Source organism: Pseudomonas sp. URMO17WK12:I7, assembly GCF_003269045.1.
GTDB classification, from domain to species: Bacteria; Pseudomonadota; Gammaproteobacteria; order Pseudomonadales; family Pseudomonadaceae; genus Aquipseudomonas; species Aquipseudomonas putida_J.
In genome coordinates this window covers 1-25,724 of record NZ_QLTL01000013.1, presented here as the reverse complement: position 1 = coordinate 25,724, position 25,724 = coordinate 1, and the positions used below count along the sequence as shown (strand labels likewise).

Below are 25,724 nucleotides of genomic sequence, written 5' to 3'. Positions count from 1 at the left end.
TAGGTTGTGTCTGTGGCGCTAAAAATTGGCCGCCATGGTAAGAAACAAATCCACACAGTGACAAGGTGATTACCCCCACAGGGAGCTATAACCCGCGCTTTGCTTGATCTGCGTCTATGCGACAAGCGGTCACCGACATGCTGACAGGTTAGTTCAAGCACAAAAAAAAGCCCGGTTCCAAGGAACCGGGCTTTTTTCGACTGCCGAAGCGGTATTAACGCTTGGAGTACTGAGGACGCTTACGCGCTTTACGCAGACCCACTTTCTTACGCTCGACTTCACGAGCGTCGCGGGTGACGTAGCCAGCACGACGCAGAGCGCCACGCAGGGTTTCGTCGTATTCCATCAGAGCGCGGGTGATACCGTGACGGATCGCACCGGCCTGACCGCTGACACCACCACCGGAAACGGTGACGTAGATGTCGAACTTCTCAACGGTTTCGGTCAGCTCAAGTGGCTGGCGAACAACCATGCGAGCGGTTTCGCGACCGAAGAACACGTCCAGAGAACGGTTGTTGATGGAAATGTTACCAGTACCCGGACGCAGGAAAACGCGAGCGGTTGCGGTCTTGCGACGGCCAGTGCCGTAATTTTGAGTCGCCGACATAATGAACTTTCCCGTTAGATCTTCAGTTCTTGAGGCTGCTGAGCAGTGTGTGGGTGAGCAGCACCCGCGTACACTTTCAGCTTACGGTACATGTCGCGACCCAGCGGGTTCTTAGGCAGCATGCCTTTGACCGCGGTTTCGATAACACGCTCAGGGGCCTTGGCGATCAACTTCTCGAAGTTGATTTCCTTGATACCGCCCGGGAAACCGGAGTGGGAGTAGTACATTTTGTCGGAAGACTTGGCACCAGTCACACGAACCTGTTCAGCGTTGATGACGACGATGTAGTCGCCGGTGTCAACGTGAGGGGTGTATTCTGGTTTGTGCTTGCCACGCAGACGGGTAGCGATTTCGGTAGCCAGACGACCCAGGGTCTGGCCAGCGGCGTCAACTACGAACCACTCGCGCTTTACTGTTTCCGGTTTAGCAGTAAAAGTTTTCATTCTCTAAAGCCTCAGAGGCCGCCCAGCGAAAAATAGACGGCGAATCTTACTGGATAGTGCACAGCTTGCCAAGGGCAAGCGCGCAGCCGAACGCTGACGCTTTTGGGGGCTCGGGTCGGGCACGCCAATGTTCGACGGGGTTCTTCCTGCGTGGTGGTGCATCACTTCCGCCACACGGAGAGGGGCAGAATTATCCAGATTGCGCGAAAAATTTCAACCTGCTTTGATGGGCTTCTTTGCCAAGGAGTGTTTTCCCGATGGAATACCGCAAGCTCGGCCGTACCGACCTCGACGTCAGCGCCCTGTGCCTGGGCACCATGACCTGGGGTGAGCAGAACACCCAGGACGAGGCCTTCGAGCAGATTGCCCTGGCCAAGGCCAGCGGCATCAACTTCATCGACACCGCCGAGATGTACCCGGTGCCACCACGCCCTGAAACCTACGCGGCCACCGAGCGCATCATCGGCAACTGGTTCCGCGCCAACGGCGACCGCGACGACTGGGTGCTGGCGAGCAAGGTCGCCGGCCCCGGCAACGGCATCAGCCACATCCGCGACGGCCAGCTCAAGCACAACCGCCAGCACATCGTTGCCGCGCTGGACGAGAGCCTCAAGCGCCTGCAGACCGACCGCATCGACCTCTACCAGCTGCACTGGCCGGAGCGCAGCACCAACTTCTTCGGCAAGCTCGGTTACCAGCACCTGGCCAACGACCTGTTCACCCCACTGGAAGAAACCCTTGAAGTACTCGACGAGCAGGTGCGTGCCGGCAAGATCCGCCACATCGGCCTGTCCAACGAAACGCCATGGGGCACGATGAAATTCCTCCACCTGGCCGATAGCCGTGGCTGGCCGCGTGCGGTGTCGATCCAGAACCCTTACAACCTGCTCAACCGCAGCTTCGAGGTGGGCCTGGCGGAGGTGGCAATCCGCGAGCAGTGCGGCCTGCTGGCTTATTCGCCGCTGGCGTTCGGCATGCTCTCGGGCAAGTATGAGCACGGTGCACGGCCAGAAAAGGGCCGGCTGACCCTGTTCAGCCGCTTCGCCCGCTACTCCAACCCGCAGACCGTGGCGGCCTGCAGCCGTTATGTACAGCTGGCCCAGGCGCACGGCCTGGATCCGGCGCAGATGGCCTTGGCGTTCGTCACCCGGCAGCCGTTCGTGACCAGCAACATCATCGGCGCGACCGACCTGGTGCAACTGCAGAGCAACCTCGACAGCCTGCAGCTGAACCTCAGCGACGAACTGCTGGCGGCAATCGAGGCAATCCACCAGGAACAGCCGAACCCCGCACCCTGAGCCGCAAGGGGCCGCCTCGCGGCCCCTCTGTTACACGGGGTAGACACAATCGCCAAAAAATAAGACGATCCAGCCGGTGATTGACCACTCTACCCTATAAGAACAATGACAATGATGTTTACCCAACCCTCGGCGTCGTTGCGGCGCGTCAGCATCCTGGCCATTGACAAGGTGTTCGCATCGACCCTGATGCAGGCCAAGGATTTCTTCCATCTGGCCAGCCTGCGCTACAGCAAGCAGCTGGGCCTGGGCTTGCAGCCCATGTTCGAGATTCGCCTGGTGAGCCCCGATGGCCAGCCGGTGGACAGCTTCAGCCATGTGCAGCTGCCGGTCGAAGGCGGCCTCGATGATGCCGACGTGATCATCCTCCCGGCCTTCTGGGACGATTTCGACAACCTCCTGCAACGTTATCCACAGGTGCTGCCATGGCTGCGCGAACAGCACGCCCGTGGCGCCGTACTGTGTGCCGAAGCCAGCGGGGTGTTCTGGCTGGCTGAATCCGGCCTGCTCGACGGCAAGGAAGCAACCACCTACTGGCGTTTCTTCAACAGCTTCGCCGAACGCTTCCCGAAGATCCGCCTGAACCAGGACAAGCACCTGACCGACGCCGACAACCTGTACTGCGCCGGCGGCACCACATCCGCCTGCGACCTTTACATCTACCTGATCGAGCGCTTCTGCGGCGCAAATGTGGCGCGAGCCGTAGCCCGCGACATCCTCTACGAAGTGCAGCGCAACTACACGCCTGGGCGTATGGGTTTTGGCGGCCAGAAACTGCACCAGGACCTGATCATCCTGCAGATCCAGCACTGGCTGGAGGAACACTTCGCCGACAAGTTCCGCTTCGAGGATGTTGCCCGCAACCATGGCATGAGCATCCGCAACTTCATGCGGCGCTTCCAGGGGGCGACCGGTGACAAGCCGTTGCACTACCTGCAGCGGTTACGCATCGAGACGGCCAAGGGGCTGCTGTCGAGCACGCGCAAAAGCATCAAGACCATCAGTTATGAGGTCGGTTACGACGATGCGAGTTTCTTTGCGCGGTTGTTCCGCCAGCATACTGAGTTGTCGCCGAACCAGTATCGCCAGCAGTTCATGCAAGAGGCCTGAGGCCACCTGAACTTCAAGCCGGAGCTGCAAGCGGCAAGAAAAAGCAAAAAAGCCAGAACAGCTCTCGAACTGTTCTGGCTTTTTCTTACCGCTTGCAGCTTGTGGCTTGCAGCTGCCTTCAGGGCTTGTGTGCGCGCGAGAGGAATTCGTGCGACTGCATTTCCAGCAAGCGGCTCAGGGTGCGCTGGAACTCGAAGCTCAGGCGCCCGCCGGTGTACAGGTCTTTCAGCTCTACCTCGGCCGAGATGATCAGCTTGACGTTACGGTCGTAGAACTCGTCCACCATGTTGATGAAGCGGCGAGCGATGTCATCGGTAGTGACGCCCATCTGCTCCACATTGCTCAGCAACACGGCATGGAAGATCTTGCCCAGCTCGATGTAGTCGTTCTGGCTGCGCGGCCCATCGCACAGGGCACGGAAGTCGAACCAGGCTACGTCGTCGCAGGTGCGCAGGGCGTTGATCGGGCGGTTTTCGATCATCAGCACGTCGTTCTCGACGGCCTGGGTGCACTCGGGCGTCAGCGCCTTGAAGCTGGCGCGCATGCTCTGGTGCGCCGCATCGTTGAGCGGGAAGTGGAACAGTTCGGCCTGCTCCAGGTGACGCAAACGGTAGTCGACGCCGCTGTCGACGTTCACCACGTCGGTGTACTGCTTGATCATGGCAATAGCCGGCAGGAAGCGCGCGCGCTGCAGGCCGTCCTTGTACAGGCCGTCAGGGACGATGTTGGAGGTCGCCACCAGCGAAACACCGTTCTTGAACAGCTCTTCCATCAAGGTGCCCAGGATCATGGCATCGGTGATGTCGGAAACGAAGAACTCATCGAAGCAGATCACCTTGGCTTCTTCGCTGAAGCGCTTGGCGATGATGGTCAGCGGGTTCTTTTCGCCCTTGAGGGTTTTCATTTCCTCGTGGACGCGCTTCATGAAGCGGTGGAAGTGCGTGCGCATCTTCTGTTTGAACGGCAGCGCTTCGTAGAACGTGTCGACCAGATAGGTCTTGCCGCGTCCTACCCCACCCCAGAAGTACAGGCCTTTGACCGGCGTCTGCTCCTTCTTGCCGAACAGCTTGCCGAACACGCCCGGCTTGTTGTTCTGCGCGCGCACCAGGTCGTCGTACAGACGCTGCAGGTGACGCACCGCAGTTTCCTGCGCCGCGTCATGGAAGAAGTCGGGACGTTTCAGATCTGCTTGATATCGTTCTAGGGGCGTCATGATTTCGTTAGCGAGGCAACAAAAAACGGGCCGTCACTGTAGCGACAGGCCCGCTTAATGGCAATCAGACTTGCGGCGAAATGCCTCAGGCGGTTCGCATTCCTGTGGGAGCGGCGGTTCGGCGCCCCGATTTACCCGCGAAGCAGACAACGCGGTGCCTGGCACCGGCTATGCCGGTGTTCGCGGATAAATCCGCTCCTACAACGGCTGAAGCGCTACACGAAGGCTTTCGACAGCCGAATCACGGGCTTCGGCGCTGTCGAACTGCGGCCCGTCGGCAACCTGCTCGCCGTTGAGCCACAGGCTGAAGCCCAGGCCTTCGACACGCACGTCGGCTTCGCCGCCCTGCTGCAACTGCTTGCTCACGGCACCGGCGCTCTTGCCGTCGGCGAAACTGCGCGACAGCAACAGCTGCTCGCCATCGGCGGCCAGCAGGCGGAAGCGGAAGCTGCCGTCTTCGTCACGGAAGCTGACAAAGCGTGCGCTCTTGGCGGCTTTCTTCTTCACCTCGGTGGTGGCCTGCACGCTGCTGCGGAACGAACGCAGGCCAACGGCCTCGCGCAGCTGCTCGAGGAACGGGGTGGCGATCTTGCGCGCCTTGGCGGCGCCGGCAAGGAGGATGTCCTCCAGGTCTGCCGGGCGCGAGATCAGTTGGTGATAGTGCTCACGCTTCTCGGCCAGCTGGCCGTCGAGCAGCTGGAACAGGCGCTGCTTGGCCTCGCCCCAGCCCAGGCCCTGCAGCAGCTCATCGCGGAACGCTGCGCACTGCGCTGGCGTCGAGAAGGCCTGGAACAGGGTGAACAGGTGCGAATTGTCCGGGTCCTTGGCTTCGCCAGGCGCACGCGAGTCGGTGACGATGCGCGAGATGGCGTCTTTCATGTCCTTGGCGCTGGTGAACAACGGGATGGTGTTGTCGTAGCTTTTGGACATCTTGCGCCCGTCCAGGCCCGGCAGGGTCGCCACGCTCTCCTCGATCACCGCTTCCGGCAGGGCGAAGAAGTCGTTGCCCTGGCCGAACAGGTGGTTGAAGCGCTGGCCGATGTCACGGGCCATTTCCACGTGCTGGATCTGGTCACGGCCGACCGGCACCTTGTTGGCATTGAACATCAGGATGTCTGCGGCCATCAGCACGGGGTAGCTGTAAAGGCCCATGGTCACGCCGGCATCCGGGTCTTCGCCGGTTTCCAGGTTCTTGTCCACCGAGGCCTTGTAGGCGTGGGCGCGGTTGAGCAAGCCCTTGGCCGCGACGCAAGTCAGCAGCCAGGTCAGCTCCGGGATCTCGGGGATGTCGGACTGGCGGTAGAAGGTCACCTTTGCCGGGTCCAGGCCACCGGCCAGCCAGGTGGCGGCGATTTCCAGGCGCGAACGCTGGATGCGCAGCGGGTCGTCGCACTTGATCAAGGCGTGGTAGTCGGCCAGGAAATAGAACGAGTCGACACCGGGCTGCTGGCTGGCGACGATCGCCGGGCGGATGGCGCCGGCGTAGTTGCCCAGGTGCGGGGTGCCGGTGGTGGTGATACCGGTGAGGATGCGCGTGGTCATGGGTGTTCGCTTATTCAGGCTTGGCTCAGTTCGAAAGGCGCGGCAGCAGCAGATCCTTCAGATCGGTCAGCTTGCCATGGAAGAAGTGTCCGCATTCTGCCACTTTCAGCAGCTCATGGGGGCGACCCAGTGCGTGGGACCATTCGTAAACCAGTTGCGGATCGACGACTTCATCGGCGTCTGGCTGCACCACGGCGATCGGGCAGCGCTGTGGCAGCGGGAAGTCGGCGGTCAGGCGCATCACCGCCGGGGCGATCATGAACAGCTGTTGCAGCTCCACACCCTGCGCTTCAAGGCGCCCGGCCAGGCTGGTGGCGACAAAGCCGCCGAACGAGAAGCCCATCAGCACCAGCGGCAGCTCAAGGTGCTTCGCGCGCAGCCACGCTGCGGCGGCCTCGGCATCGGCCACCTCGCCAGCGCCCATGTCATGGCTGCCGGCACTTTGGCCGACACCGCGGTAGTTGAAGCGCAAAGTCACATAGCCGGCGTCGCGGGCGGTGCGCTGCAGGGTCGAAACCACCTTGTTGAGCATGGTGCCGCCCTGGACCGGATTGGGGTGGCAGATCAACACCGCACCGCGGGCATCGGCCACATCCAGGTACAGGGCTTCAAGCTGGCCGATCGGGCCATCGATGAACAAGGGGGTTTCGCGAACAAGCAAGGCACTACTCCGTGACCTCAAGGGGGGTCGTTTCGTCTAGGTGAGGAATTCTGTTCTGATTTGCGATCGCTCGCGGTATACAGCGCAGGTCTGAGCCGTTAACGTAAAGCAAAGCCGTTTATAGAGGAAGGACTCGTGGAACTCTCGCTCCTTGTTTGGTTGTTGCCAACCCTGGCCCTGGTCATCGGTGTGGCGGTCGGTTTCATCGTGGCCCGCCTGTTGCCCAATGCGGCGCCCAGCAGCACCCAACGTCAGCTGGACGATATCCAGCAGCGTTTCGACAGCTACCAGAACCAGGTGGTTACCCACTTCAACAGCACTGCGGTATTGGTCAAGAAGCTGACCCAGAGCTATCAGGACGTGCAGGATCACCTGGCCGACGGCGCCAACCACCTGGCGCTCGACGAGCTGACCCGCCAGCGCCTGCTTGCCGCCCTGCACTCCGAGGGTACACAGGGTCCGCGTGACCGCCTGACCCCACCGAAGGACACCGCCGAAGTGCCGCGCGACTATGCACCGAAGTCGCCGAACTCGCCGGGCATGCTCGACGAGAGCTACGGGCTCAAGCGCTGAACCGCTTAAACGAACAAGGCCTCGCATGAGGCCTTTTTCTTGGGCGGGATTCACTGGCCTCTTCGCGGGTAAACCTGCTCCCACAGGACTTCACAGGTTTTGAAGGCTGCGCGGTCTTTGTGGGAGCGGGTTTACCCGCGAAGAGGCCCGAGCAAGCAATCTAGCTGCAAGCCTTCAAAGCCTGCTCGACATCCGCCAGCAGATCCTCGACATCTTCCAGCCCCACCGACAACCGCACCAGGCCCTCGGAAATCCCGTGATGCGCCCGCTCTTCGGGCGTATAGCTGGAATGGGTCATGCTCGCAGGGTGCTGCGCCAGCGACTCGGCATCGCCCAGGCTCACCGCCCGGGCAAACAGTTGCAGCGCATTCATGAAGCGCCGCCCGGCTTCGATCCCGCCCTTGAGCTCGAAAGCGATCATGCCGCCCGGCAAGCGCATCTGCCGCTGCGCCAGTTCGTATTGAGCGAACGAGGGCAGCCCCGGATACTGGATCAGCTCCACCTGCGGCTGACACGCAAGGAATTCAGCAACTTGCAGGGCATTCGCGCAGTGACGGTCCATGCGCAACGCGAGGGTCTTGATGCCACGCATCAAAAGTGAGGCATCGTGCGGCGACAGTACCGCGCCAGTCATGTCCTTGAGGCCTTCAAGGCGAATCCGGCCCACCAGCGCCTTGCGCCCGATCACCAGGCCAGCCGTGATATCACCATGGCCACTGAGGTACTTGGTCGCCGAATGCACCACCAGGTCGGCGCCCAGCTCCAGAGGGCGTTGCAGATACGGCGTGCAATAGGTGTTGTCGACCACGATATGCAGGTCATGCCCCCGCGCCGCTTCGGCCACCGCCGCGATATCGACCAGTTGCATGTTTGGATTGGCCGGTGTTTCGAAGTAGATCATCCGGGTCTTGTGGGTGATCGCTGCTTTCAGCGCCTGGGTGTCGTTGAGGTCGACATGGCGGATTTTCACCCCGAACTCACCGATGCCATGGTGCATGAAGGCAAAGGTGCAGCCATACACCGTGCGCCCGACGATCAGTTCGTCACCGGGGCGCAGCAGAGTCCACAAGGTCGAGGTGATGGCGCCCATGCCCGAGGCCAGCGCCAGGCCTGCCTCGCCCCCTTCCAGCGACGCCATGCGCTGCTCCAGCAAGGCCAGGGTCGGGTTGGAGATGCGGCTATAGAAGTGCCCGCCCTGTTCCCCGGCAAAGCACGCCGCGCCGTATTCGACGTTGGGGAAGGCATACGTTGCAGTCTGGTAAACCGGGGGTACCAGAGCACCACCGTGGGAAAGCGGGTCGTAGCCATGGTGGATGGCGCGGGTGGAAAAACCGGTGTTGTTATGGGAGTCGCGCATGGCAACAGCCTCTGGTGGTTTGCTATAAGCTTATGCCACCGAGCTGCCTGATATTTTCCAAAGTTGCCCACGCATTGGCGGCTGTTTTGGAAAGAAAACAACAAATACAACACCAGGAGGGCAAAACATGCCTTCAAGCCTCGACCGCACTGACCGCGCCCTGCTAGCGGCCTTGCAGGACAACGCCCGCCTCACCGTTTCCGAACTCGCCGACCAGGTCTCGCTGACCACCTCGCCTTGCTGGCGACGGGTCAAGTTGCTGGAGGACAACGGCTACATCACCGGTTATCAGGCCATTCTTTCGCCCAAGTCGCTTGGGTTTGGGGTGACGGCATTTGTCAGCATCATGATGGACTCGCATACCAAAGATATGGCTTTAGCGTTCGAGCAAAGGCTGATGGAGATTCCCGAGATTGTTGCTTGCCATAACATCTCCGGGCGGTATGACTTTCTATTGGAGATTCTGGCGAAGGATCTAGAGTCGTTTGGCGAATTTACCCGGGAAGTGCTGCAGCGGCTGCCAGGGGTGAAGGAGATTTATTCAAGCTTTTCCTACAAGGCTGTTAAGGAAAAGCGCGTTATTCCTGTTTCCGAAAAGCATATTTAAACCAGATCTTTCCAATCAGCAGGAACACTCCTACTGATTGACGAGCAGCGCCTGACATACAGGAAAAACTGCCTGGAGCACGCTTTGCCATGTAGCGACCAGGAGGATGACTACATGGTTCAAAATGAAACCGTCAAATTTGGTGAACCCTTCCGTGATACCCGCGGTGCGCTGAATCTGAATGAGGGCGTCTTGACGCGCGCGCAAGCCCCAGATCGAGTGCCTCTCAGCCCGTTGCCCCCGTTGTCAGGGACCGGCTATGGCGGCTGGGGACTGGATGCAGGGCGGCCTCGAGGTACTGGAGGGCCTAGCCCTTTCGCCCAGGAAAAAGGCTGGCGAACGGTTTTCGGCGAGGAGTTTACTGCCGTCAACAATATCTACGCCGAACAATATGCACCCGCTCTTGAGCAACTGCCCGCGCAAATCAGCGCTGAACGCGCTGCCATCGAACAACAGGCGATCGCGGAAGCTGCGGGTCAGCCTGTCCAGCATCTGGAGCTACGCCAAAAACTGGCCACTACGAGCTTGCAACAAAGGCGCGCCGAGTATCTTCAAATCGCCCCCGTGGCAATCAGCTTCTACGGTGCCATTCCCTTTTATAAACGCTACGACTCCTTCGCCACCCGTTTGAATGACGATGGCGCATTCCCGATGGGCACCTCTGGCGAGGCATGGGGCCGACAAGTCTGGGAGACGTTCAATGCTTCTGTCGATGCCGCCTACCGCTTGCACATCGCAGCGCAGACGTTTCAGGCGTTGGCGGTGGACCTGCCTGAAATGGCTCGCCAGGTCGACGAGGCAGAAATTGCGCAACCTGCTGTCGACCTGCCCAAAGCCATCGAACGGCGGTATGGGCAAATTCTTCATGAGCAGCAGATCTGCTTCGACTGCCTGCCCAGCTTCCTGCAGCACCAAGTGGCTCAATCCACACCAACCCAGGAAACCGATACCCTCATCCAGCGCTTTTCGGCCTACATAAACACTGCCAATGTGCTGATCACCGCGAAGCAAGCCGAGATACCCGCTTTCAGTGACTCCAACCCGAACATCGTGTCGCCACTTTCCAAGCCTCAAACCGAGGCACTGCAAGACCTCGTCGACGAACAGGCTACCCGCCGGGCCGGCGTGCTTTGGGCAGATTATCACCGGGCACTGGCGCTCACAGAGTCCATTCGCTATTTGCAGCAATTCAGCGCGTCCATGGCGAACCTGACCCAGCGAGCGATGGAAATGGAACAACTGCAGGCAAGGATTGCAGCCGAACATGCAACTGCCGAAGAAGCGGCCCGGCAGCAAGCCGAGGCAGCACGCCAACGCATCAGTTACATCAATGACACCCACTCCGCTGTCTCGGCGACGACCGTCATTCCGATCGGGTTGGCGACCTTTGCTGCGGATGTCGCGTCGGTTGCTATTCGCGAAGCAATCATCGCAGCGGTAGGTCGATTGGCTACCACAGCGGCCCCCTTGGCTGTAGCCATACTTTCGGCAGCCTGGCCTGCAACGCTGGGTAATTCGGAAAGGCGGTACCTGATCAGCACGCCTCTTTCCAGCCTTTCTCCACCAGACGGACCTGACCTGGCCGCCCTCGCCCTTTCATCAGCCAGCGTGGACCTGCCTTATTTACTTGCTGGTAGTGAAGACGCAAACGACATCAGCTTGTACGTGGTTCCCGGCGGTAAGGCAGTGCCGGTAAGGGCCGCAACATTCGATGCTGAACGGCAGGTATACAGCCTCGCACTGGAGAACCCACAGCGCATCCTGACCTGGACACCCGCCAGCCCGCCCGGAGGTGGTGAAGGTAGCTCCACTAGCCTGCCACCCGCTCCGCCGGGCACGATTGTTTACTCCGGCAGCAGCCTCAACCCTGTCAGCAACACAACGGAAAGCTATCCTGCACTGGATCTTCTCGATCAGGAACGGCTGATCATCACCTTCCCGATCGACTCGGGATTGCCGCCTATCCTGGTGGTGTTCAAGAGTCCAAGGTATGAGCCAGGTATCGCCACAGGAATCGGTGCACAAGTAACAGGGCTCTGGCTTGGCGAGGCCACACGCGGTGAAGGCGCGCCGATACCGGCACATATTGCTGACCAGCTTAGAGGTATAGAATTTCGGAGCTACGATGCTTTTCGAGAAAAACTCTGGAAAATTGTAGCAATTGACCCCGAGCTCTCAAGGCAGTTTTCCAAACAGAACATTATTCGCATGCGCGAAAATGGGCACGCTCCCAGAGCAAGAAATTCTGACATTTACGGAAAAAAGAAAAGTTTTGAGCTGCATCACGTAGTGCCAATCAGCGAAGGCGGCGAAGTGTACGACATCGACAACATCAGGGTTGTCACACCAGCAGCGCATCACAAGATTCATTATGGAGACAAGTCATGAGTATTAAATCCAACTACAGCGATTACACGGAGTTGGAGTTCATTGAGTTTCTCAAGGAGATCTATCGCGCTAATGCCGAAGAGCCAGATGAGATACTAGATCCATTGCTGGAACACTTTACTGCAGTTACCGAGCACCCTAGCGGTACAGACCTGATTTACTGGCCTGAAAATGATGAGCAGAGTGAGCTTGAAGCAGTTCTGAGCATTATCAAAGCGTGGCGTGCAGCAAACGGAAAACCTGGATTCAAGGAAAACTGAACGTACACCCCGCTCCGGCGGGGTACCTCCCTTTGGAGTGAGAACGCTCCTACAAATTCTTCAAAATGAACCTACATCCAATGTAGCACGGTGAATATTTCCATCCCAAAAAAACATAGCCATGATCTCGACATCACTTCAAGAGAGAAACGCTGACATGGCATTCCCACTCCCCGGGCATATAGCAAACAAACTTGCTGAACAAACCTTCATCGACTTCGACGATTTCTCTCAGGCCTTCTGGCTGGCAATTGCAGAAGACCCGATCTACTCCCAACAATTCGTTACCTCGCAACTCAACCGCATCAAGCAAGGCTGGCCACCCCGCGCGCCTTTCGCTGAAACCGCAAAAGGCGTGCGCAACTTCGAGATCTGCCACCTCGACTCACCCGCCTTTGGCGGTGCGATGTACGATGCCGAGAACCTGCGGATCATGAGTGCCCTGCAGTATGCGCTGTCATCGGAGGTGAAGTGGTGATGAGTCAAAAACGCTCCCTTACAAGTTACACGCGCACCGAGTTCAGGACTGTGGTTGAGGAATTGCTACAGGCTTCCGGTACCTCGGCTTGGCAGGATCGCTTGCTCGAACACTTTATCGAGATGGCCGGCCACCCGGATGGCTCTGATCTCCTCTACTACCCGGCAAACGACCTCGAGGGCTGCGCCGAGGGGGTGATCGCACGGATCATTGCTTGGCGAAAATCAAAGGAACTTCCCTTGTTCAATGACATGCAATGAACACATCTGTATGGATGTTGATGCGGCTTCTATCCGGTTGCACCAATGGCAGAAACCTGCTTTTGCCTGATCGGCAAAACCAGAAATTTGCCTGCGATATGGATCCTTACAAGCAAGGATGTGAACGCCGAAGTGACTATGACCGGCACTTCGATTCCGTCGAGGCAAGAAAGGCTAGAGGGTACAAAACAGTGGCCTTGTGATACTTGATATCAGCTACCTGCCTATGGCTTGCCAAGAAATAGCGTGATGTCTACCAAGTGCCTGTCTTGAGTTGTGCAGCGGTGCGCAAATCGAGCGCCGCCCGCGCGGCGCATCGCGGATAAATCCGCTCCCACATTTGTTGCAACGTGCCGAACCTGTGAGGTCAGGGTCGCCTGCCTTGGCGCATGTCTTGAGACATGCGGAGCGGTGTCAGCGCCAATCTCAAAATCCAACCGAACGCACAAGGCTGACAACCATGGCCTATCAGGCATGGCCACGTTGCAGCAAATGTGGGAGCGGATTTATCCGCGATGCGCCGCGCGGGCGGCGCTCGTTTTCATAGGCGCTGAAAATGTCACGGCAAGCGCCCGGTAACCAAACTGTATGTTCCCGCCCCGCAAACAAAAAACCCCGCCGAAGCGGGGTTTTTCATTCAGCACCTGCGTTTAGATGGCGCCACGCTGACGCAGCACATCCAGCACCTGCTTCACGCCTTCTTCAACGCTGGTGCTCTGGGTATCGATCACCAGGTCCGCATCCAGCGGCACGTCGAACGGGAAGCTCTCGCCCGGAATGTTGTCGCCACCCGCAGCGTACAGGCCTTGCGGGTCACGCTCGCGGCACGCCAGCGGCGAGGCCTGAACGTAAACGGTCACCAGGCGGTCCTTGCCGATCAGCGCCTTGGCCTGTTCGCGGCCTTCGGCATCCGGGGCAACGAACGCAGCCAGGGTCAGCAGGCCGGCTTCGTTGAACTGGCGCGCCACGTGGGCGGCGCGACGCCAGTTCTCGGTGCGGCCGGCACGGTCCTGTGGCAGGCCCTTGTTCAGGTCATGGCGCAGGTTCTGCCCATCGAGCACGTACACCGCACGGCCCATGTCGAACAGCTTGCGCTCGACGGCATAGGCCAGAGTGCTCTTGCCAGCCCCGGACAGGCCGCTGAACAGCACGGTGGCCGGTTGCTGGCCGAAGCGCAGGGCGCGCTCTTCGGTAGCCACGTGAGCCTGCTTGCCATGCTGGCCAGTGCTGCCGTGCGGCAGGACTGGCGGCGCGATGATCATGCCGGCGCCGACGGTGCCGTTGGTCAGGCGGTCGATGACGATAAACGCGCCAGTGGTGCGGTTACTGTTGTAACCGTCCAGGGCGATCGAGGCGTCCAAGGCTACCTTGACGCGGCCAATCTCGTTCAACTGCAGAGCGCTTGCAGCCCCCTGCTCCAAGGTATTCACATCGACCTTGTGGGTGATGCTGGCAATCGAGCCCGGCACATAGCTGGTGGCGCGCTTGATGTCGTATTTCTTGCCTGGGAGCATCGGCTCTTCGGCCATCCACACCAGCATGGCGTCGAACTGGTCGGTCACCGGTGGCACGTTATCGGCGTGCACCAGCAGGTCGCCACGGGAGATATCGATCTCGTCTTCCATGGTCAGGGTCACCGCCTGGCCTGGGCCGGCGTTTTCCAGTTCGCCTTCGTAGGTGACGATGGACTTGACCCGGCTGCTCTTGCCCGAAGGCAGCACGACGATTTCGTCGCCTTTGTGCACCACGCCACTGGCGAGGGTCCCGGCGAAGCCACGGAAGTTCAGGTTCGGGCGGTTGACGTACTGCACCGGGAACCGCAGGTCGGTGAAGTTGCGGTCGGCCGACACTTCGACGGTTTCGAGGATTTCCATCAGCGTCGGGCCGGCGTACCACGGCGAGCGATCGCTGTGGTTGACCACGTTGTCGCCCTTGAGCGCCGACATCGGCACGAAGTGCAGGCTGCTCGGGGTCAGGTTGATGGCGTCGGCGAACTTCAGGTAATCGGCCTTGATCGACTCGAAGACTTCTTCATCGAAGCCCTTGAGGTCCATCTTGTTGACCGCAACCACGATGTGCTTGATGCCCAGCAAGGATGCGATGTAGCTGTGGCGGCGGGTCTGGGTCTGCACGCCGTAGCGGGCATCGACCAGGATGATCGCCAGGTCACAGGTCGACGCACCGGTGGCCATGTTGCGGGTGTACTGCTCGTGGCCCGGGGTGTCGGCGATGATGAACTTGCGCTTGGCGGTGGAGAAGTAGCGGTAGGCGACATCGATGGTGATGCCCTGCTCACGCTCGGCCTGCAGACCGTCGACCAGCAACGCCAGGTCGACTTCTTCGCCGGTGGTGCCGACTTTCTTCGAATCACGGGTGATGGCTTCGAGGTGGTCCTCGTAGATCATCTTGGAGTCGTGCAGCAGGCGCCCGATCAGGGTGCTCTTGCCATCGTCGACGTTGCCGCAGGTCAGGAAGCGCAGCAGTTCCTTGCGCTCGTGCTGGGCCAGGTAGGCGAGGATGTCCTCGCTGATCAGATCAGATTGGTGCGACATGGAGTAACCCTGAAATTAGAAGTAGCCTTGGCGTTTCTTGTCTTCCATGGAACCGGCGCCATCGTGGTCGATGACACGGCCCTGGCGTTCGGACGTACGGGTCAGGAGCATTTCCTGAATGATGTCCGTCAGGGTCTCGGCTTCCGACTCGACAGCGCCCGTCAGCGGGTAGCAGCCGAGGGTACGGAAACGCACCTTCTTCTTGACGATGCGCGCCTTCTCTTCCTCGGAGAGGTGCTCGAGGATGCGATCGTCGTCGATCATGATCAGGGTGCCGTTCTTCTCGATGACTTCACGCTCGGCGGCGAAGTACAGCGGCACGATCGGGATGCCTTCGAGGTAGATGTACTGCCAGATGTCCAGCTCGGTCCAGTTCGACAGCGGGAAGACGCGGATCGACTCGCCCTTGTTGACCTTGCCGTTGTAGACGTTCCACAGCTCCGGGCGCTGGTTCTTCGGGTCCCAGCGGTGCTTGCTGTCACGGAACGAGTAGACACGCTCCTTGGCCCGCGACTTCTCTTCGTCGCGGCGCGCGCCACCAAAGGCAGCATCGAAACCATACTTGTCCAGTGCCTGCTTGAGGCCCTGGGTCTTCATGATATCGGTGTGCTTGGAGCTGCCATGCGTGAACGGGTTGATGCCCTGCGCCACACCCTCAGGGTTGACGTGGGTGATCAGCTCCAGGCCCATTTCCTCGACCATCTTGTCGCGGAAGCTGTACATCTCCTGGAATTTCCACTGGGTGTCGACGTGCATCACCGGGAACGGCAGCTTGCCCGGGAAGAAGGCCTTGCGCGCCAGGTGCAGCATCACGGCGGAATCCTTGCCGATCGAGTACAGCATCACCGGGTTATCGAACTCGGCGGCCACCTCGCGGATGATGTGGATGCTTTCCGCCTCCAGCTGTTTCAAGTGCGTCAGTTTGTCGACCATGGCTACTCACGAAAAAACACGAAAAACGATCTTATGGACGGCCAGCGGGCCGTGTTCGAGCGAGCCACTTTATCACAGCGGCTGCTTCTATTTAGGAGGCGGGCTAGATCGAAAAAGTCTAACGATATGACTGAGGGTTTGGGGCTGGCAGGCCTGGCGCTTTCGCGGGTAAACCCGCTCCCACAGGTGATGCACAGACCTCAGGCTTGGCCCTATCCCTGTGGGAGCAGCTGAATTGCTCAACTCATGAAGACTGGCGCTATCCCTGTGGGAGCGGGTTTACCCGCGAAGCAGGCGACGCCGATATCAGATCGGATTTGGGCAGTCGATGAACAGATGCTCCAGGGCAAAGCGCCGCGCCAGGTAATCGCCCAGCGCCTGCACGCCGTACCGCTCGGTTGCATGGTGCCCGGCGGCAATAAAGCTGACCCCGTTCTCGCGGGCGCTGTGATAGGTCTGCTCCGACGCCTCGCCGGTGAGATACAGGTCCACTCCGGCAGCGATAGCGGTATCGATGTAGCCCTGCCCGCCCCCGGTGCACCAGCCGACCCGGCGAATCATCTGGTCGCCCTCCACCAGCAACGGCTCGCGCCCGAGCACTTCCTGCACCCGGCGGGCAAAATCACGCGCGGTCACCGGCTCGCTCAGCGAGCCGACCAGCCCGACGACCTTGGGGTTTTCCGGGTCCAGCGGGCCTTCGACGGTGATATCCAGTTGCCGCGCCAACTGCACGTTGTTGCCAACCTCGGGGTGCACATCCAGCGGCAAATGAAACGCCAGCAGGCTGATGTCGTGCTTGAGCAATGTCTTCAGCCGGCGCTGACGGATCCCGGTAACGCAGGGGTTCTCGCCCTTCCAGAAGTAACCGTGGTGCACCAGGATCAGGTCGGCCTCGGCCTCGACCGCAGCATCCAGCAGCGCCTGGCTGGCAGTGACGCCGCTGACGATGCGGCTGACCTGCGGCCGCCCCTCGACCTGCAGGCCGTTGGGGCAATAATCCTGGATCTTCGCGCTGCCCAGGTAGCGTTCGGCTTCCTCGACGAGGGTGTTGAGTGCGACGGCCATGAAAATCTCCTCGAAATCTGCGCTTTTCTCGGGCGCAACGCCTGGAGAACGCCCGTATAATGCCGGCCATTATGGGCCGTCGCCGGCATCGGGGGAACCGGTGTATGATCGCGCGCGCTCATGCCCCACTGCGCGGCCGATGGCCCCCCGCTCTTTCCAGGACTCGTTCATGTTCAAGGCTTTGCGTTACTTTGGCTGGCCCCTGCTCACCGGCATTCTGATCGCCGTACTGATCATCCAGCGCTACCCAGAGTGGGTCGGCCTGCCCAGCCAGGACGTCAACCTGCAGCAAGCCCCGCAAACCACGCGGATCATGCAGGGGCCGGTGTCCTACGCCGACGCCGTGACCCTCGCCGCCCCGGCGGTGGTCAACCTGTACACCACCAAGGTGGTGAACAAGACCGCTCACCCGCTGTTCGAGGACCCGCAGTTCCGCCGCTTCTTCGGTGACAACCTGCCCAAGCAGCGCCGCTGGGAGTCGAGCCTGGGTTCGGCGGTGATCATGAGCCCCGAGGGCTACCTGCTGACCAACAACCACGTCACCAGCGGCGCCGACCAGATCGTCGTGGCCCTGAAGGACGGCCGCGAAACCTTGGCACGGGTGATCGGCAGCGACCCGGAAACCGACCTGGCGGTGTTGAAGATCGACCTGAAGAACCTGCCAGCCATCACCATCGGCCGCTCAGACAACATCCACATCGGTGATGTGGTGCTGGCCATTGGCAACCCGTTCGGTGTTGGCCAGACCGTGACCATGGGCATCATCAGCGCCACCGGCCGCAACCAGCTGGGCCTGAACAACTACGAAGACTTCATTCAGACCGACGCGGCGATCAACCCGGGCAACTCCGGTGGTGCGCTGGTCGACGCCAATGGCAACCTGGTCGGTATCAACACGGCAATCTTCTCCAAGTCCGGCGGCTCCCAGGGCATCGGCTTCGCCATCCCGATCAAGCTGGCGCTGGAGGTGATGAAATCGATCGTCGAACACGGCCAGGTGATCCGTGGCTGGCTGGGCATCGAGGTGCAGCCGTTGAGCCAGGAACTGGCCGAATCGTTCGGCATGCAGGGCCGCCCTGGCATCGTGGTGGCCGGTATCTTCCGCGACGGCCCGGCACAGAAGGCCGGGTTGCAGCTGGGTGACGTGATCCTGAGCATCAACGGTGAACCCGCTGGCGACGGGCGCAAGTCGATGAACCAGGTGGCGCGGATCAAGCCGACCGACAAGATCACCATCGAGGTGATGCGCAATGGTCAGCAGCTGAAGCTGATTGCCGAAGTAGGGCTTCGGCCGCCACCGGCACCCGCCACCAACTCGGAAGAGAAGTAAGGGCAAAAAGGGGCTGCTTTGCAGCCCCTTTTTGCATCAGTGCAGGATCTGGCTGAGGAACAGCTTGGTCCGGTCGCTGCGCGGTCGGTCGAAGAAGTCATCCGGTGCCGCCTGCTCGACGATCTCCCCTTTGTCCATGAAGATCACCCGGTTCGCCACGGTGCGGGCAAAGCCCATCTCGTGGGTCACGCAGAGCATGGTCATGCCGTCCTCGGCCAAGCCGACCATGGTGTCGAGCACTTCCTTGACCATTTCCGGGTCCAGCGCCGACGTCGGCTCGTCGAACAGCATGATCTTCGGCTTCATGCACAGCGCCCGGGCAATTGCCACGCGCTGCTGCTGGCCACCCGAGAGCTGCCCCGGGAACTTGTGCGCCTGCTCTGGAATACGTACCCGCTCCAGGTAGTGCATGGCGATTTCCTCGGCCTTGCGCCGGGGCATCTTGCGCACCCACATCGGCGCCAGCGTGCAGTTTTCCAGAATGCTCAGGTGCGGGAACAGGTTGAAGTGCTGGAACACCATGCCCACCTCGCGGCGGATCGCTTCGATCTGCTTGAGGTCGTTGGTCAGCTCCACGCCATCGACCACGATGCGGCCCTGTTGGTGCTCCTCCAGGCGGTTGAGGCAACGGATGGTGGTCGACTTGCCCGAGCCGGACGGGCCGCACAGCACGATACGCTCGCCCTGGCGCACGTTCAGGTTGATGTCCTTGAGCACATGGAACTGGCCGTACCACTTGTTCACGCCCTGCATCTGGATGATGCCTTCGGGGCCGGCAGGCTGCTTGATCGCTTCACTCATTTCGAAACTCCTAACGCTTGTGGCCAGTGTCCAGCTTGCGCTCCAGGTGCATGGAGTAGCGGGACATACCGAAACAGAAAATCCAGAACACCAGGGCGGCGAACACATAGCCCTCGGTGGCCATGCCCAGCCAGGCCGGGTCAGCGGCGGCTTGCTTGACGCTGTTGAGCAAGTCGAACAGGCCGATGATGATCACCAGGCTGGTGTCCTTGAACAGGGCGATGAAGGTGTTGACGATGCCGGGGATTACCAGCTTGAGCGCTTGCGGCAGGATCACCAGGCCCATCGCGCGCCAGTAGCCAAGGCCCATGGCCGCGGCAGCTTCGTACTGGCCCTTGGGGATGGCCTGCAGGCCACCGCGCACCACCTCGGCGACATACGCCGACTGGAACAGGATCACCCCGATCATCGCCCGCAGCAGTTTGTCGAAGCTCATGCCTTCAGGCAGGAACAACGGCAGCATCACCGACGACATGAACAGCACGGTGATCAGCGGCACGCCACGCCAGAACTCGATGAAGGTGACGCAGACCACCTTCACCGCGGGCATCCTCGAACGCCGCCCGAGGGCCAGCAGGATGCCCAGCGGCAAGGCGCCGACGATACCCACGGTGGCAATCACCAAGGTCAGCATCAGGCCGCCCCACTGGCTGGTGGCGACATTGGTCAGGCCCAGCAGGCCGCCGTGCAGCAAGGTGTAGGCAATGACTGGGTACAGCACCAGGAAGCTCAGGCCGTAGATGGCCTTGCGCGGGAAGCGCTTGATGAACAGCGGTGCGGCACCCAGCACGGCCAGCCACACGGTGAGGTCCACGCGCCAGCGTAGTTCGACCGGGTAGTAGCCATACATGAACTGACCGAAACGCTGCTGCACGAACACCCAGCAGGCGCCTTCTTTGGTGCAATCGGCGCGGGTGGTGCCGACCCAGTTGGCGTCGATCAGCGCCCATTGCACCAGCGGCGGCACGATCAGCCACACCAGGTACACGGCGAACAGGGTCAGCAGGGTGTTGAGCCAGCTGGAGAACAGGTTTGCACGCATCCATGCGAGCACGCCGACGGTTTTCACCGGTGGCGGCATGTCAGGTTTGAAAACATGGGCATTCACGGGCGTATCCTCACCGCTCGATCAGCGCTATGCGCTTGTTGTACCAGTTCATCAGCAGCGAAATGCTGATGCTGATGGCGAGATAGACACTCATGGTGATGGCGATCACCTCGATGGCCTGGCCGGTCTGGTTGAGCACGGTACCGGCGAACAGCGAGACCATCTCCGGGTAGCCGATACCGGCCGCCAGCGACGAGTTCTTCGCCAGGTTCAGGTACTGGCTAGTCAGCGGCGGAATGATCACCCGCAGTGCCTGGGGAATGATCACCTTGCGCAGGGTCGGGCCCTCACGCAGGCCAAGGGAACGGGCGGCTTCGGTCTGACCATGGCTGACCGAACGAATACCCGAGCGCACGATTTCAGCGATGAACGCGGCGGTATAGATAGTCAGTGCCAACGTCAATGCCAGCAGCTCAGGTATCAGCACCCATCCGCCAACAAAGTTGAAGCCCTTCAGTTGTGGTACTTCCCAGTGCACCGGGCTGCCAGACAGCAGCACGCACAGGCCCGGGATGGCAATGAACAGCGCCAGCCCCACCCAGAACTTGTGGAACGGTTTGCCGGTTTCGTTGAAGCGCTTGTTGGCGTAACGCACCATCGCCACGATGGCCACGATCGCCAGCACCACGGCAGCGACAAACGGCCAGAAGCCGTCAGCCATGGAGGCGCCGGGCATGTTCAGGCCACGGTTGCTGATATAGAAGGTGTCGTCGATGTTGATGCTGCCCCGTGGCCCCGGCAGGGTCAGGAACACGGCAAAATACCAGAACAGGATCTGCAGCAACGGCGGGATATTGCGGAACGTCTCCACATATACGGTCGCCAGTTTGTTGATCATCCAGTTCGGTGACAGGCGTGCCACACCGATGATGAAGCCCAGGATCGTCGCCAGAATGACACCGATGAAGGTCACCAGCAGGGTATTGAGCAGGCCGATGACGAACACCCGCGCATAGCTGTCGGATTCCACATAGGGAATCAGGTGCTGGGCGATGCCGAAGCCGGCGCTGCGCTCGAGAAAGTCGAAACCCGAGGTGATGCCCCGGTGTTGCAGGTTGGTCTGGGTGTTGTGGAACAGGTACCAGCCCAGGCCCACCACGAAGGCGATCGTGAGTATCTGGAACAGCCAGGCGCGCACACGCGGGTCGTTCAGGGACAGCCCCTTGGGTGCGCCAATTTGATTTTGCATGAAGTGCCCCGAAAAATAGGGATTCGAACAACCTGCGGCGGCGGGATGCCGCCGCAGGTGCAGCCATCAGCGCACAGGTGGCGCGTACTGGATGCCGCCGTTGTTCCACAGGGCGTTCATGCCACGGTCGATCTTCAGGTCGGTGCTCTGGCCAAGGTTCTTCTCGAACACTTCGCCGTAGTTGCCGACTTGCTTGACGATCTGCACTACCCAGTCCTTGGGCAGCTTGAGGTCCTTGCCGTACTCGCCATCCGCGCCCAGCAGGCGGGCAACGTCCGGGTTCTTGGTGGACTTGGCTTCGGCCTCGACGTTCTTCGAGGTGATACCGGCCTCTTCAGCGTTGAGCATCGCGAACAGGGTCCACTTGACGATGCTGAACCAGTCTTCATCGCCCTTACGCACCACAGGGCCCAGCGGTTCCTTGGAGATGGTTTCCGGCAGAACCACGTAGTCGGTCGGCGCGGCCAGCTTGGAGCGCTGGGCGAACAGCTGCGACTTGTCCGAGGTCAGCACGTCGCAACGGCCAGACTCCAGCGACTTGGCGCTCTCGTCAGAGGTGTCGAAGGTGATCGGGGTGTACTTCAGGCCATTGGCACGGAAGAAGTCCGACACGTTCAGTTCAGTGGTGGTACCCGCCTGGATGCAGATGGTTGCGCCGTCGAGCTCCTTGGCGCTGGAAACGCCCAGCTTCTTGTTGACCAGGAAGCCAACACCGTCGTAGTAGGTGACGCCGGCGAACACCAGGCCCATGCCGGCATCACGCGAGCTGGTCCAGGTGGTGTTGCGCGACAGCACGTCGACTTCGCCCGATTGCAGCGCGGTGAAGCGTTCCTTGGCGTTGAGCTGGCTGAACTTGACCTTGGTCGCATCGCCGAACACGGCGGCGGCCACGGCGCGGCACACATCGGCGTCGATACCGACGATCTTGCCCTGCGCATCAGGTACCGAGAAGCCCGGAAGACCGTCGCTCACGCCACACTGGACGAAGCCCTTCTTCTTTACCGCATCGAGGGTGGCGCCGGCCTGGGCAGTGCTTACGGCGCCCAGCGCGGCGGCAGCGGTCAGGACTGCCAGGGTGGTTTTCAACATCTTCATTCACAACCTCCAAATCGCTCTTGTTGTACGAGCCGGAATTGCACCGCACCCTTTTGAGGCGCATCCGACCCTTGTTGGCTTGTTATTGGGTCAATTGGCGCAATGGGCTGTTCTGTGACAGCCTTCGCGTGCAAAGGGTGTTACCGTCACGGCCTGCCCTTTGCATCGAATGAAGAATTGCAAAGCGCGTACCAGATTTGTTGGCTGTAGCGTTTAAGCGATCGTCAAGTAGGGAAAGTTGTATCGTTGCGACATTCTTTTTCTGACAATCAATTCCCGCGCCTTCTTTTCACGCACGCGATAACAACACCCGCACTCTTTCGGAGCAGTCATGACCAACCCGCTGATTCTCGAACCCCAGAAAACCGCTGACGCCTGTGTGATCTGGTTGCACGGTTTGGGTGCCGACCGTTACGACTTCCTACCTGTTGCCGAATTCATGCAGGAGCGCCTGCTCAGCACTCGCTTCGTCATGCCCCAGGCACCGACCCGCCCGGTGACCATCAATGGCGGCTATGCCATGCCAAGCTGGTACGACATCAAGGCCATGACCCCGGCCCGCGCCATTGACGAAGCGCAACTGGAAGAGTCAGCTGAACAGATCATCGGCCTGATCAAGGCCGAACAGGCCAAGGGCATCAATTTGTCGCGGATCATCCTCGCCGGCTTCTCCCAGGGCGGCGCGGTGGTGCTGCACACTGCCTATATAAAGTGGCAAGAGGCGCTGGGCGGCGTGATTGCCCTGTCCACTTACGCCCCGACCTTCACTGACAGCCATCAGCTAAGCGCCTGCCAGCAACGCACCCCGGCCCTTTGCCTGCATGGCGTGCACGACCCGGTGGTGATCCCGTCCATGGGCCGTACCGCGTTCGAATACCTCAATACCTGGGGCGTTGCCGCACGCTGGCACGAATACCCGATGGAACACGAAGTGGCAGTCGAGGAGCTCAGCGATATCCACGACTGGCTGAGCAAGCAATTGCAATAAGCCAACCCCATTTGTAGCTGTGGGAGTTTTCCGCTACGCCGCGTCCAGATCTTGCATTACACTGCCCGGCGTACATTCCTTAACCAGTTGATGAGACGATCGTGCTCAAGGCACTCAAGAAAATATTCGGCAAAGGAGACGCCGCGCCACAGGCCGTCGCTCCTGCTGCCAGCGTGACGCCAACGGCGCCCGCCCCTACAGCAGAGGCCCGGCCCGAGCCCAAACCAGCCGCGCCCCGCGCCAAGGCCGCCGCGATAGCCGAAGCAGCCACCGGTGCGCCAGCGCCCGCCGCCAAGCCGGCCAAGGACAAACCACGTCGCGAACGCAAGCCCAAGCCCCAGGCAAGCCTGTGGAAGCCGGAAGATTTCGTGGTCGAGCCTCAGGAAGGCAAGACCCGTTTCCACGACTTCAAGCTCTCCAACGAGCTGATGCATGCCATCCACGACCTCGGCTTCCCTTACTGCACGCCGATCCAGGCGCAGGTACTGGGTTACACCTTGGCTGGCCAGGACGCCATCGGTCGCGCCCAGACCGGTACTGGCAAGACTGCGGCGTTCCTGATTTCGATCATTTCCCAGCTGCAGCAGACGCCGCCGCCGAAAGAACGCTACATGGGCGAGCCACGCGCACTGATCATCGCCCCCACCCGCGAGCTGGTGGTGCAGATCGCCAAGGACGCCGTCGCCCTGACCAAGTACACCGGCCTGAACGTGATGAGCTTCGTCGGCGGCATGGACTTCGACAAGCAGCTCAAGGCCCTGGAATCCCGTCACTGCGACATCCTGGTGGCCACCCCGGGCCGTCTGCTGGACTTCAACCAGCGCGGCGAAGTGCACCTGGACATGGTCGAGGTGATGGTGCTGGACGAAGCCGACCGCATGCTCGACATGGGCTTCATCCCCCAGGTACGGCAGATCATCCGCCAGACCCCGCCAAAGAGCGAACGCCAGACCCTGCTGTTCTCCGCCACCTTCACCGAAGATGTGATGAACCTGGCCAAGCAGTGGACCACCAACCCGGCGATCGTCGAGATCGAGCCGGAGAACGTCGCCAGCGAAACGGTCGAGCAACACGTGTATGCGGTGGCCGGCAGCGACAAGTACAAGCTGCTGTACAACCTGGTGACCCAGAACAAGTGGGAACGGGTGATGGTGTTCGCCAACCGCAAGGACGAGGTGCGGCGCATCGAGGAAAAACTCGTGCGCGACGGTATCAATGCCGCGCAGTTGTCGGGTGACGTTCCGCAGCACAAGCGTATTCGTACCCTCGAGAGCTTCCGTGAAGGGCGCATCACCGTGCTGGTGGCCACCGACGTGGCCGGGCGCGGGATTCACATCGACGGCATCAGCCACGTGATCAACTTCACCCTGCCGGAAGACCCGGATGATTACGTGCACCGCATTGGCCGTACCGGCCGTGCTGGCACCAGCGGTGTGTCGATCAGCTTTGCCGGTGAGGATGACTCCTACCAGCTGCCGGCGATCGAAGAGCTGTTGGGGCGCAAGATCAAGTGCGAGATGCCGCCGGATGAGCTGTTGAAGCCGGTGCCGCGCAAGCACCACTGATCGGCGCCGATTTCTTCGCGGGTAAACCGGCTCCCACAGGATTCTCTACAGGGTCTGCGGGCAGCGGTTTACCTGTGGTACCCAATTTCAGAATGCTGTGAAGATCCCTGTGGGAGCGGGTTTACCCGCGAACCGGGGCAAAGCCCCGGCCATCAAACCAAAAATTACCAGCGCCCAGCGGCATCCTGGTCACTCTGCTTGCCTTCCACCCAGCGCGGTCCTTCCTGGGTATTTTCCTTCTTCCAGAACGGCGCCCGGGTCTTCAGGTAGTCCATGATGAAGTTGCAGGCATCGAAGGCCG

The 25,724-nt window shown here is 60.5% G+C and carries 24 protein-coding genes and 1 pseudogene; 11 read left to right on the top strand and 14 right to left on the bottom strand.

Going from position 1 to position 25,724, the window contains the following annotated elements; all coding sequences use genetic code 11:
- Positions 1–214: 214 nt before the first annotated feature.
- Together rpsI and rplM are read right to left on the bottom strand one after the other, a co-directional pair.
- A complete protein-coding gene (gene rpsI / locus H040_RS18615) occupies positions 215–607 on the bottom strand; it encodes a 30S ribosomal protein S9 (RefSeq protein ID WP_003260797.1) in 393 nt (130 codons plus the stop codon).
- Between the two features lie 14 nt (positions 608–621).
- Positions 622–1,050: a 50S ribosomal protein L13 gene (rplM, locus tag H040_RS18610; protein WP_003251819.1), complete on the bottom strand. Its 429-nt coding sequence runs from the start codon at positions 1,048–1,050 to the stop codon at positions 622–624.
- A gap of 257 nt (positions 1,051–1,307) precedes the next feature.
- Between rplM and H040_RS18605 the strand changes: the two genes are divergently transcribed.
- Entirely contained in the window at positions 1,308–2,348 is a 1,041-nt protein-coding gene (locus H040_RS18605) for an NADP(H)-dependent aldo-keto reductase (protein WP_027918013.1), read from the top strand.
- Between the two features lie 213 nt (positions 2,349–2,561).
- Positions 2,562–3,458: a GlxA family transcriptional regulator gene (locus H040_RS18600; RefSeq protein WP_177326689.1), complete on the top strand. Its 897-nt coding sequence runs from the start codon at positions 2,562–2,564 to the stop codon at positions 3,456–3,458.
- Positions 3,459–3,576: 118 nt separating this feature from the next.
- On the opposite strand, the gene zapE is transcribed toward H040_RS18600, so the two are convergent.
- The 3 genes from zapE to H040_RS18585 form a co-directional block, all read right to left on the bottom strand.
- Positions 3,577–4,671 carry a cell division protein ZapE gene (gene zapE / locus H040_RS18595; protein WP_027918015.1) on the bottom strand — a complete coding sequence of 365 codons (1,095 nt, stop codon included), beginning with the start codon at positions 4,669–4,671 and terminating at the stop codon, positions 3,577–3,579.
- 198 nt (positions 4,672–4,869) lie between these two features.
- Entirely contained in the window at positions 4,870–6,213 is a 1,344-nt protein-coding gene (locus H040_RS18590; protein ID WP_027918016.1) for a tryptophan--tRNA ligase, read from the bottom strand.
- A 25-nt stretch (positions 6,214–6,238) separates the two neighbouring features.
- Entirely contained in the window at positions 6,239–6,874 is a 636-nt protein-coding gene (locus H040_RS18585; RefSeq protein ID WP_027918017.1) for an alpha/beta hydrolase, read from the bottom strand.
- Between the two features lie 135 nt (positions 6,875–7,009).
- Between H040_RS18585 and H040_RS18580 the strand changes: the two genes are divergently transcribed.
- Positions 7,010–7,447, top strand: coding sequence for a YhcB family protein (locus H040_RS18580; protein WP_027918018.1), 438 nt, complete (start codon positions 7,010–7,012; stop codon positions 7,445–7,447).
- A 160-nt stretch (positions 7,448–7,607) separates the two neighbouring features.
- Here the strand turns inward: H040_RS18580 and H040_RS18575 are convergent, their stop codons facing one another.
- Positions 7,608–8,804 carry a methionine gamma-lyase gene (locus H040_RS18575; RefSeq protein WP_027918019.1) on the bottom strand — a complete coding sequence of 399 codons (1,197 nt, stop codon included), beginning with the start codon at positions 8,802–8,804 and terminating at the stop codon, positions 7,608–7,610.
- Between the two features lie 127 nt (positions 8,805–8,931).
- Between H040_RS18575 and H040_RS18570 the strand changes: the two genes are divergently transcribed.
- The 5 genes from H040_RS18570 (at position 8,932) to H040_RS18550 (ending at position 12,797) form a co-directional block, all read left to right on the top strand.
- Positions 8,932–9,411 (top strand): Lrp/AsnC family transcriptional regulator, encoded by a 480-nt coding sequence (locus H040_RS18570; RefSeq protein WP_027918020.1) that lies wholly within the window; start codon positions 8,932–8,934, stop codon positions 9,409–9,411.
- Between the two features lie 114 nt (positions 9,412–9,525).
- Positions 9,526–11,799: an S-type pyocin domain-containing protein gene (locus H040_RS18565; protein ID WP_081784260.1), complete on the top strand. Its 2,274-nt coding sequence runs from the start codon at positions 9,526–9,528 to the stop codon at positions 11,797–11,799.
- Positions 11,796–12,059 (top strand): bacteriocin immunity protein, encoded by a 264-nt coding sequence (locus H040_RS18560; RefSeq protein WP_027918022.1) that lies wholly within the window; start codon positions 11,796–11,798, stop codon positions 12,057–12,059. The genes H040_RS18565 and H040_RS18560 overlap by 4 nt, the downstream gene beginning before the upstream one ends.
- Before the next feature lie 121 nt (positions 12,060–12,180).
- Entirely contained in the window at positions 12,181–12,537 is a 357-nt protein-coding gene (locus tag H040_RS18555) for an S-type pyocin (protein ID WP_256208041.1), read from the top strand.
- Complete coding sequence (locus H040_RS18550; protein ID WP_027918024.1) at positions 12,537–12,797, top strand: bacteriocin immunity protein; 261 nt, start codon at positions 12,537–12,539, stop codon at positions 12,795–12,797. The genes H040_RS18555 and H040_RS18550 overlap by 1 nt, the downstream gene beginning before the upstream one ends.
- A 650-nt stretch (positions 12,798–13,447) precedes the next feature.
- Here H040_RS18550 and cysN read toward each other — a convergent pair.
- The 3 genes from cysN to H040_RS18525 form a co-directional block, all read right to left on the bottom strand.
- Positions 13,448–15,349, bottom strand: coding sequence for a sulfate adenylyltransferase subunit CysN (gene cysN / locus H040_RS18540; protein ID WP_027918025.1), 1,902 nt, complete (start codon positions 15,347–15,349; stop codon positions 13,448–13,450).
- Positions 15,350–15,364: 15 nt separating this feature from the next.
- Complete coding sequence (gene cysD / locus H040_RS18535; protein WP_027918026.1) at positions 15,365–16,282, bottom strand: sulfate adenylyltransferase subunit CysD; 918 nt, start codon at positions 16,280–16,282, stop codon at positions 15,365–15,367.
- A 306-nt stretch (positions 16,283–16,588) separates the two neighbouring features.
- A complete protein-coding gene (locus tag H040_RS18525) occupies positions 16,589–17,347 on the bottom strand; it encodes a Nif3-like dinuclear metal center hexameric protein (protein ID WP_027918027.1) in 759 nt (252 codons plus the stop codon).
- A gap of 169 nt (positions 17,348–17,516) precedes the next feature.
- Here H040_RS18525 and algW point away from each other — a divergent pair, with 169 nt between their 5' ends.
- Entirely contained in the window at positions 17,517–18,677 is a 1,161-nt protein-coding gene (gene algW, locus H040_RS18520; protein WP_027918028.1) for a Do family serine endopeptidase AlgW, read from the top strand.
- 36 nt (positions 18,678–18,713) lie between these two features.
- Here algW and H040_RS18515 read toward each other — a convergent pair whose 3' ends face one another.
- The 4 genes from H040_RS18515 to H040_RS18500 all read right to left on the bottom strand — a co-directional run bounded on the left by H040_RS18515 (position 18,714) and on the right by H040_RS18500 (position 22,870).
- Positions 18,714–19,478 (bottom strand): amino acid ABC transporter ATP-binding protein, encoded by a 765-nt coding sequence (locus H040_RS18515; protein WP_027918029.1) that lies wholly within the window; start codon positions 19,476–19,478, stop codon positions 18,714–18,716.
- 10 nt (positions 19,479–19,488) lie between these two features.
- Complete coding sequence (locus tag H040_RS18510; protein ID WP_027918030.1) at positions 19,489–20,586, bottom strand: amino acid ABC transporter permease; 1,098 nt, start codon at positions 20,584–20,586, stop codon at positions 19,489–19,491.
- Between the two features lie 10 nt (positions 20,587–20,596).
- Positions 20,597–21,775, bottom strand: coding sequence for an amino acid ABC transporter permease (locus tag H040_RS18505; protein ID WP_027918031.1), 1,179 nt, complete (start codon positions 21,773–21,775; stop codon positions 20,597–20,599).
- Positions 21,776–21,841: 66 nt separating this feature from the next.
- On the bottom strand, positions 21,842–22,870 hold the full coding sequence (locus tag H040_RS18500; RefSeq protein WP_027918032.1) for an amino acid ABC transporter substrate-binding protein: 1,029 nt from the start codon (positions 22,868–22,870) through the stop codon (positions 21,842–21,844).
- 331 nt (positions 22,871–23,201) lie between these two features.
- Here H040_RS18500 and H040_RS18495 point away from each other — a divergent pair, with 331 nt between their 5' ends.
- Together H040_RS18495 and rhlB are read left to right on the top strand one after the other, a co-directional pair.
- Positions 23,202–23,858 carry an alpha/beta hydrolase gene (locus H040_RS18495; RefSeq protein ID WP_027918033.1) on the top strand — a complete coding sequence of 219 codons (657 nt, stop codon included), beginning with the start codon at positions 23,202–23,204 and terminating at the stop codon, positions 23,856–23,858.
- 101 nt (positions 23,859–23,959) lie between these two features.
- Positions 23,960–25,423 carry an ATP-dependent RNA helicase RhlB gene (rhlB, locus tag H040_RS18490; RefSeq protein WP_027918034.1) on the top strand — a complete coding sequence of 488 codons (1,464 nt, stop codon included), beginning with the start codon at positions 23,960–23,962 and terminating at the stop codon, positions 25,421–25,423.
- A gap of 164 nt (positions 25,424–25,587) precedes the next feature.
- On the opposite strand, the pseudogene H040_RS18485 reads toward rhlB, so the two are convergent.
- A pseudogene (locus H040_RS18485) lies at positions 25,588–25,724 on the bottom strand (molybdenum cofactor biosynthesis protein MoaE); the annotation flags it as partial.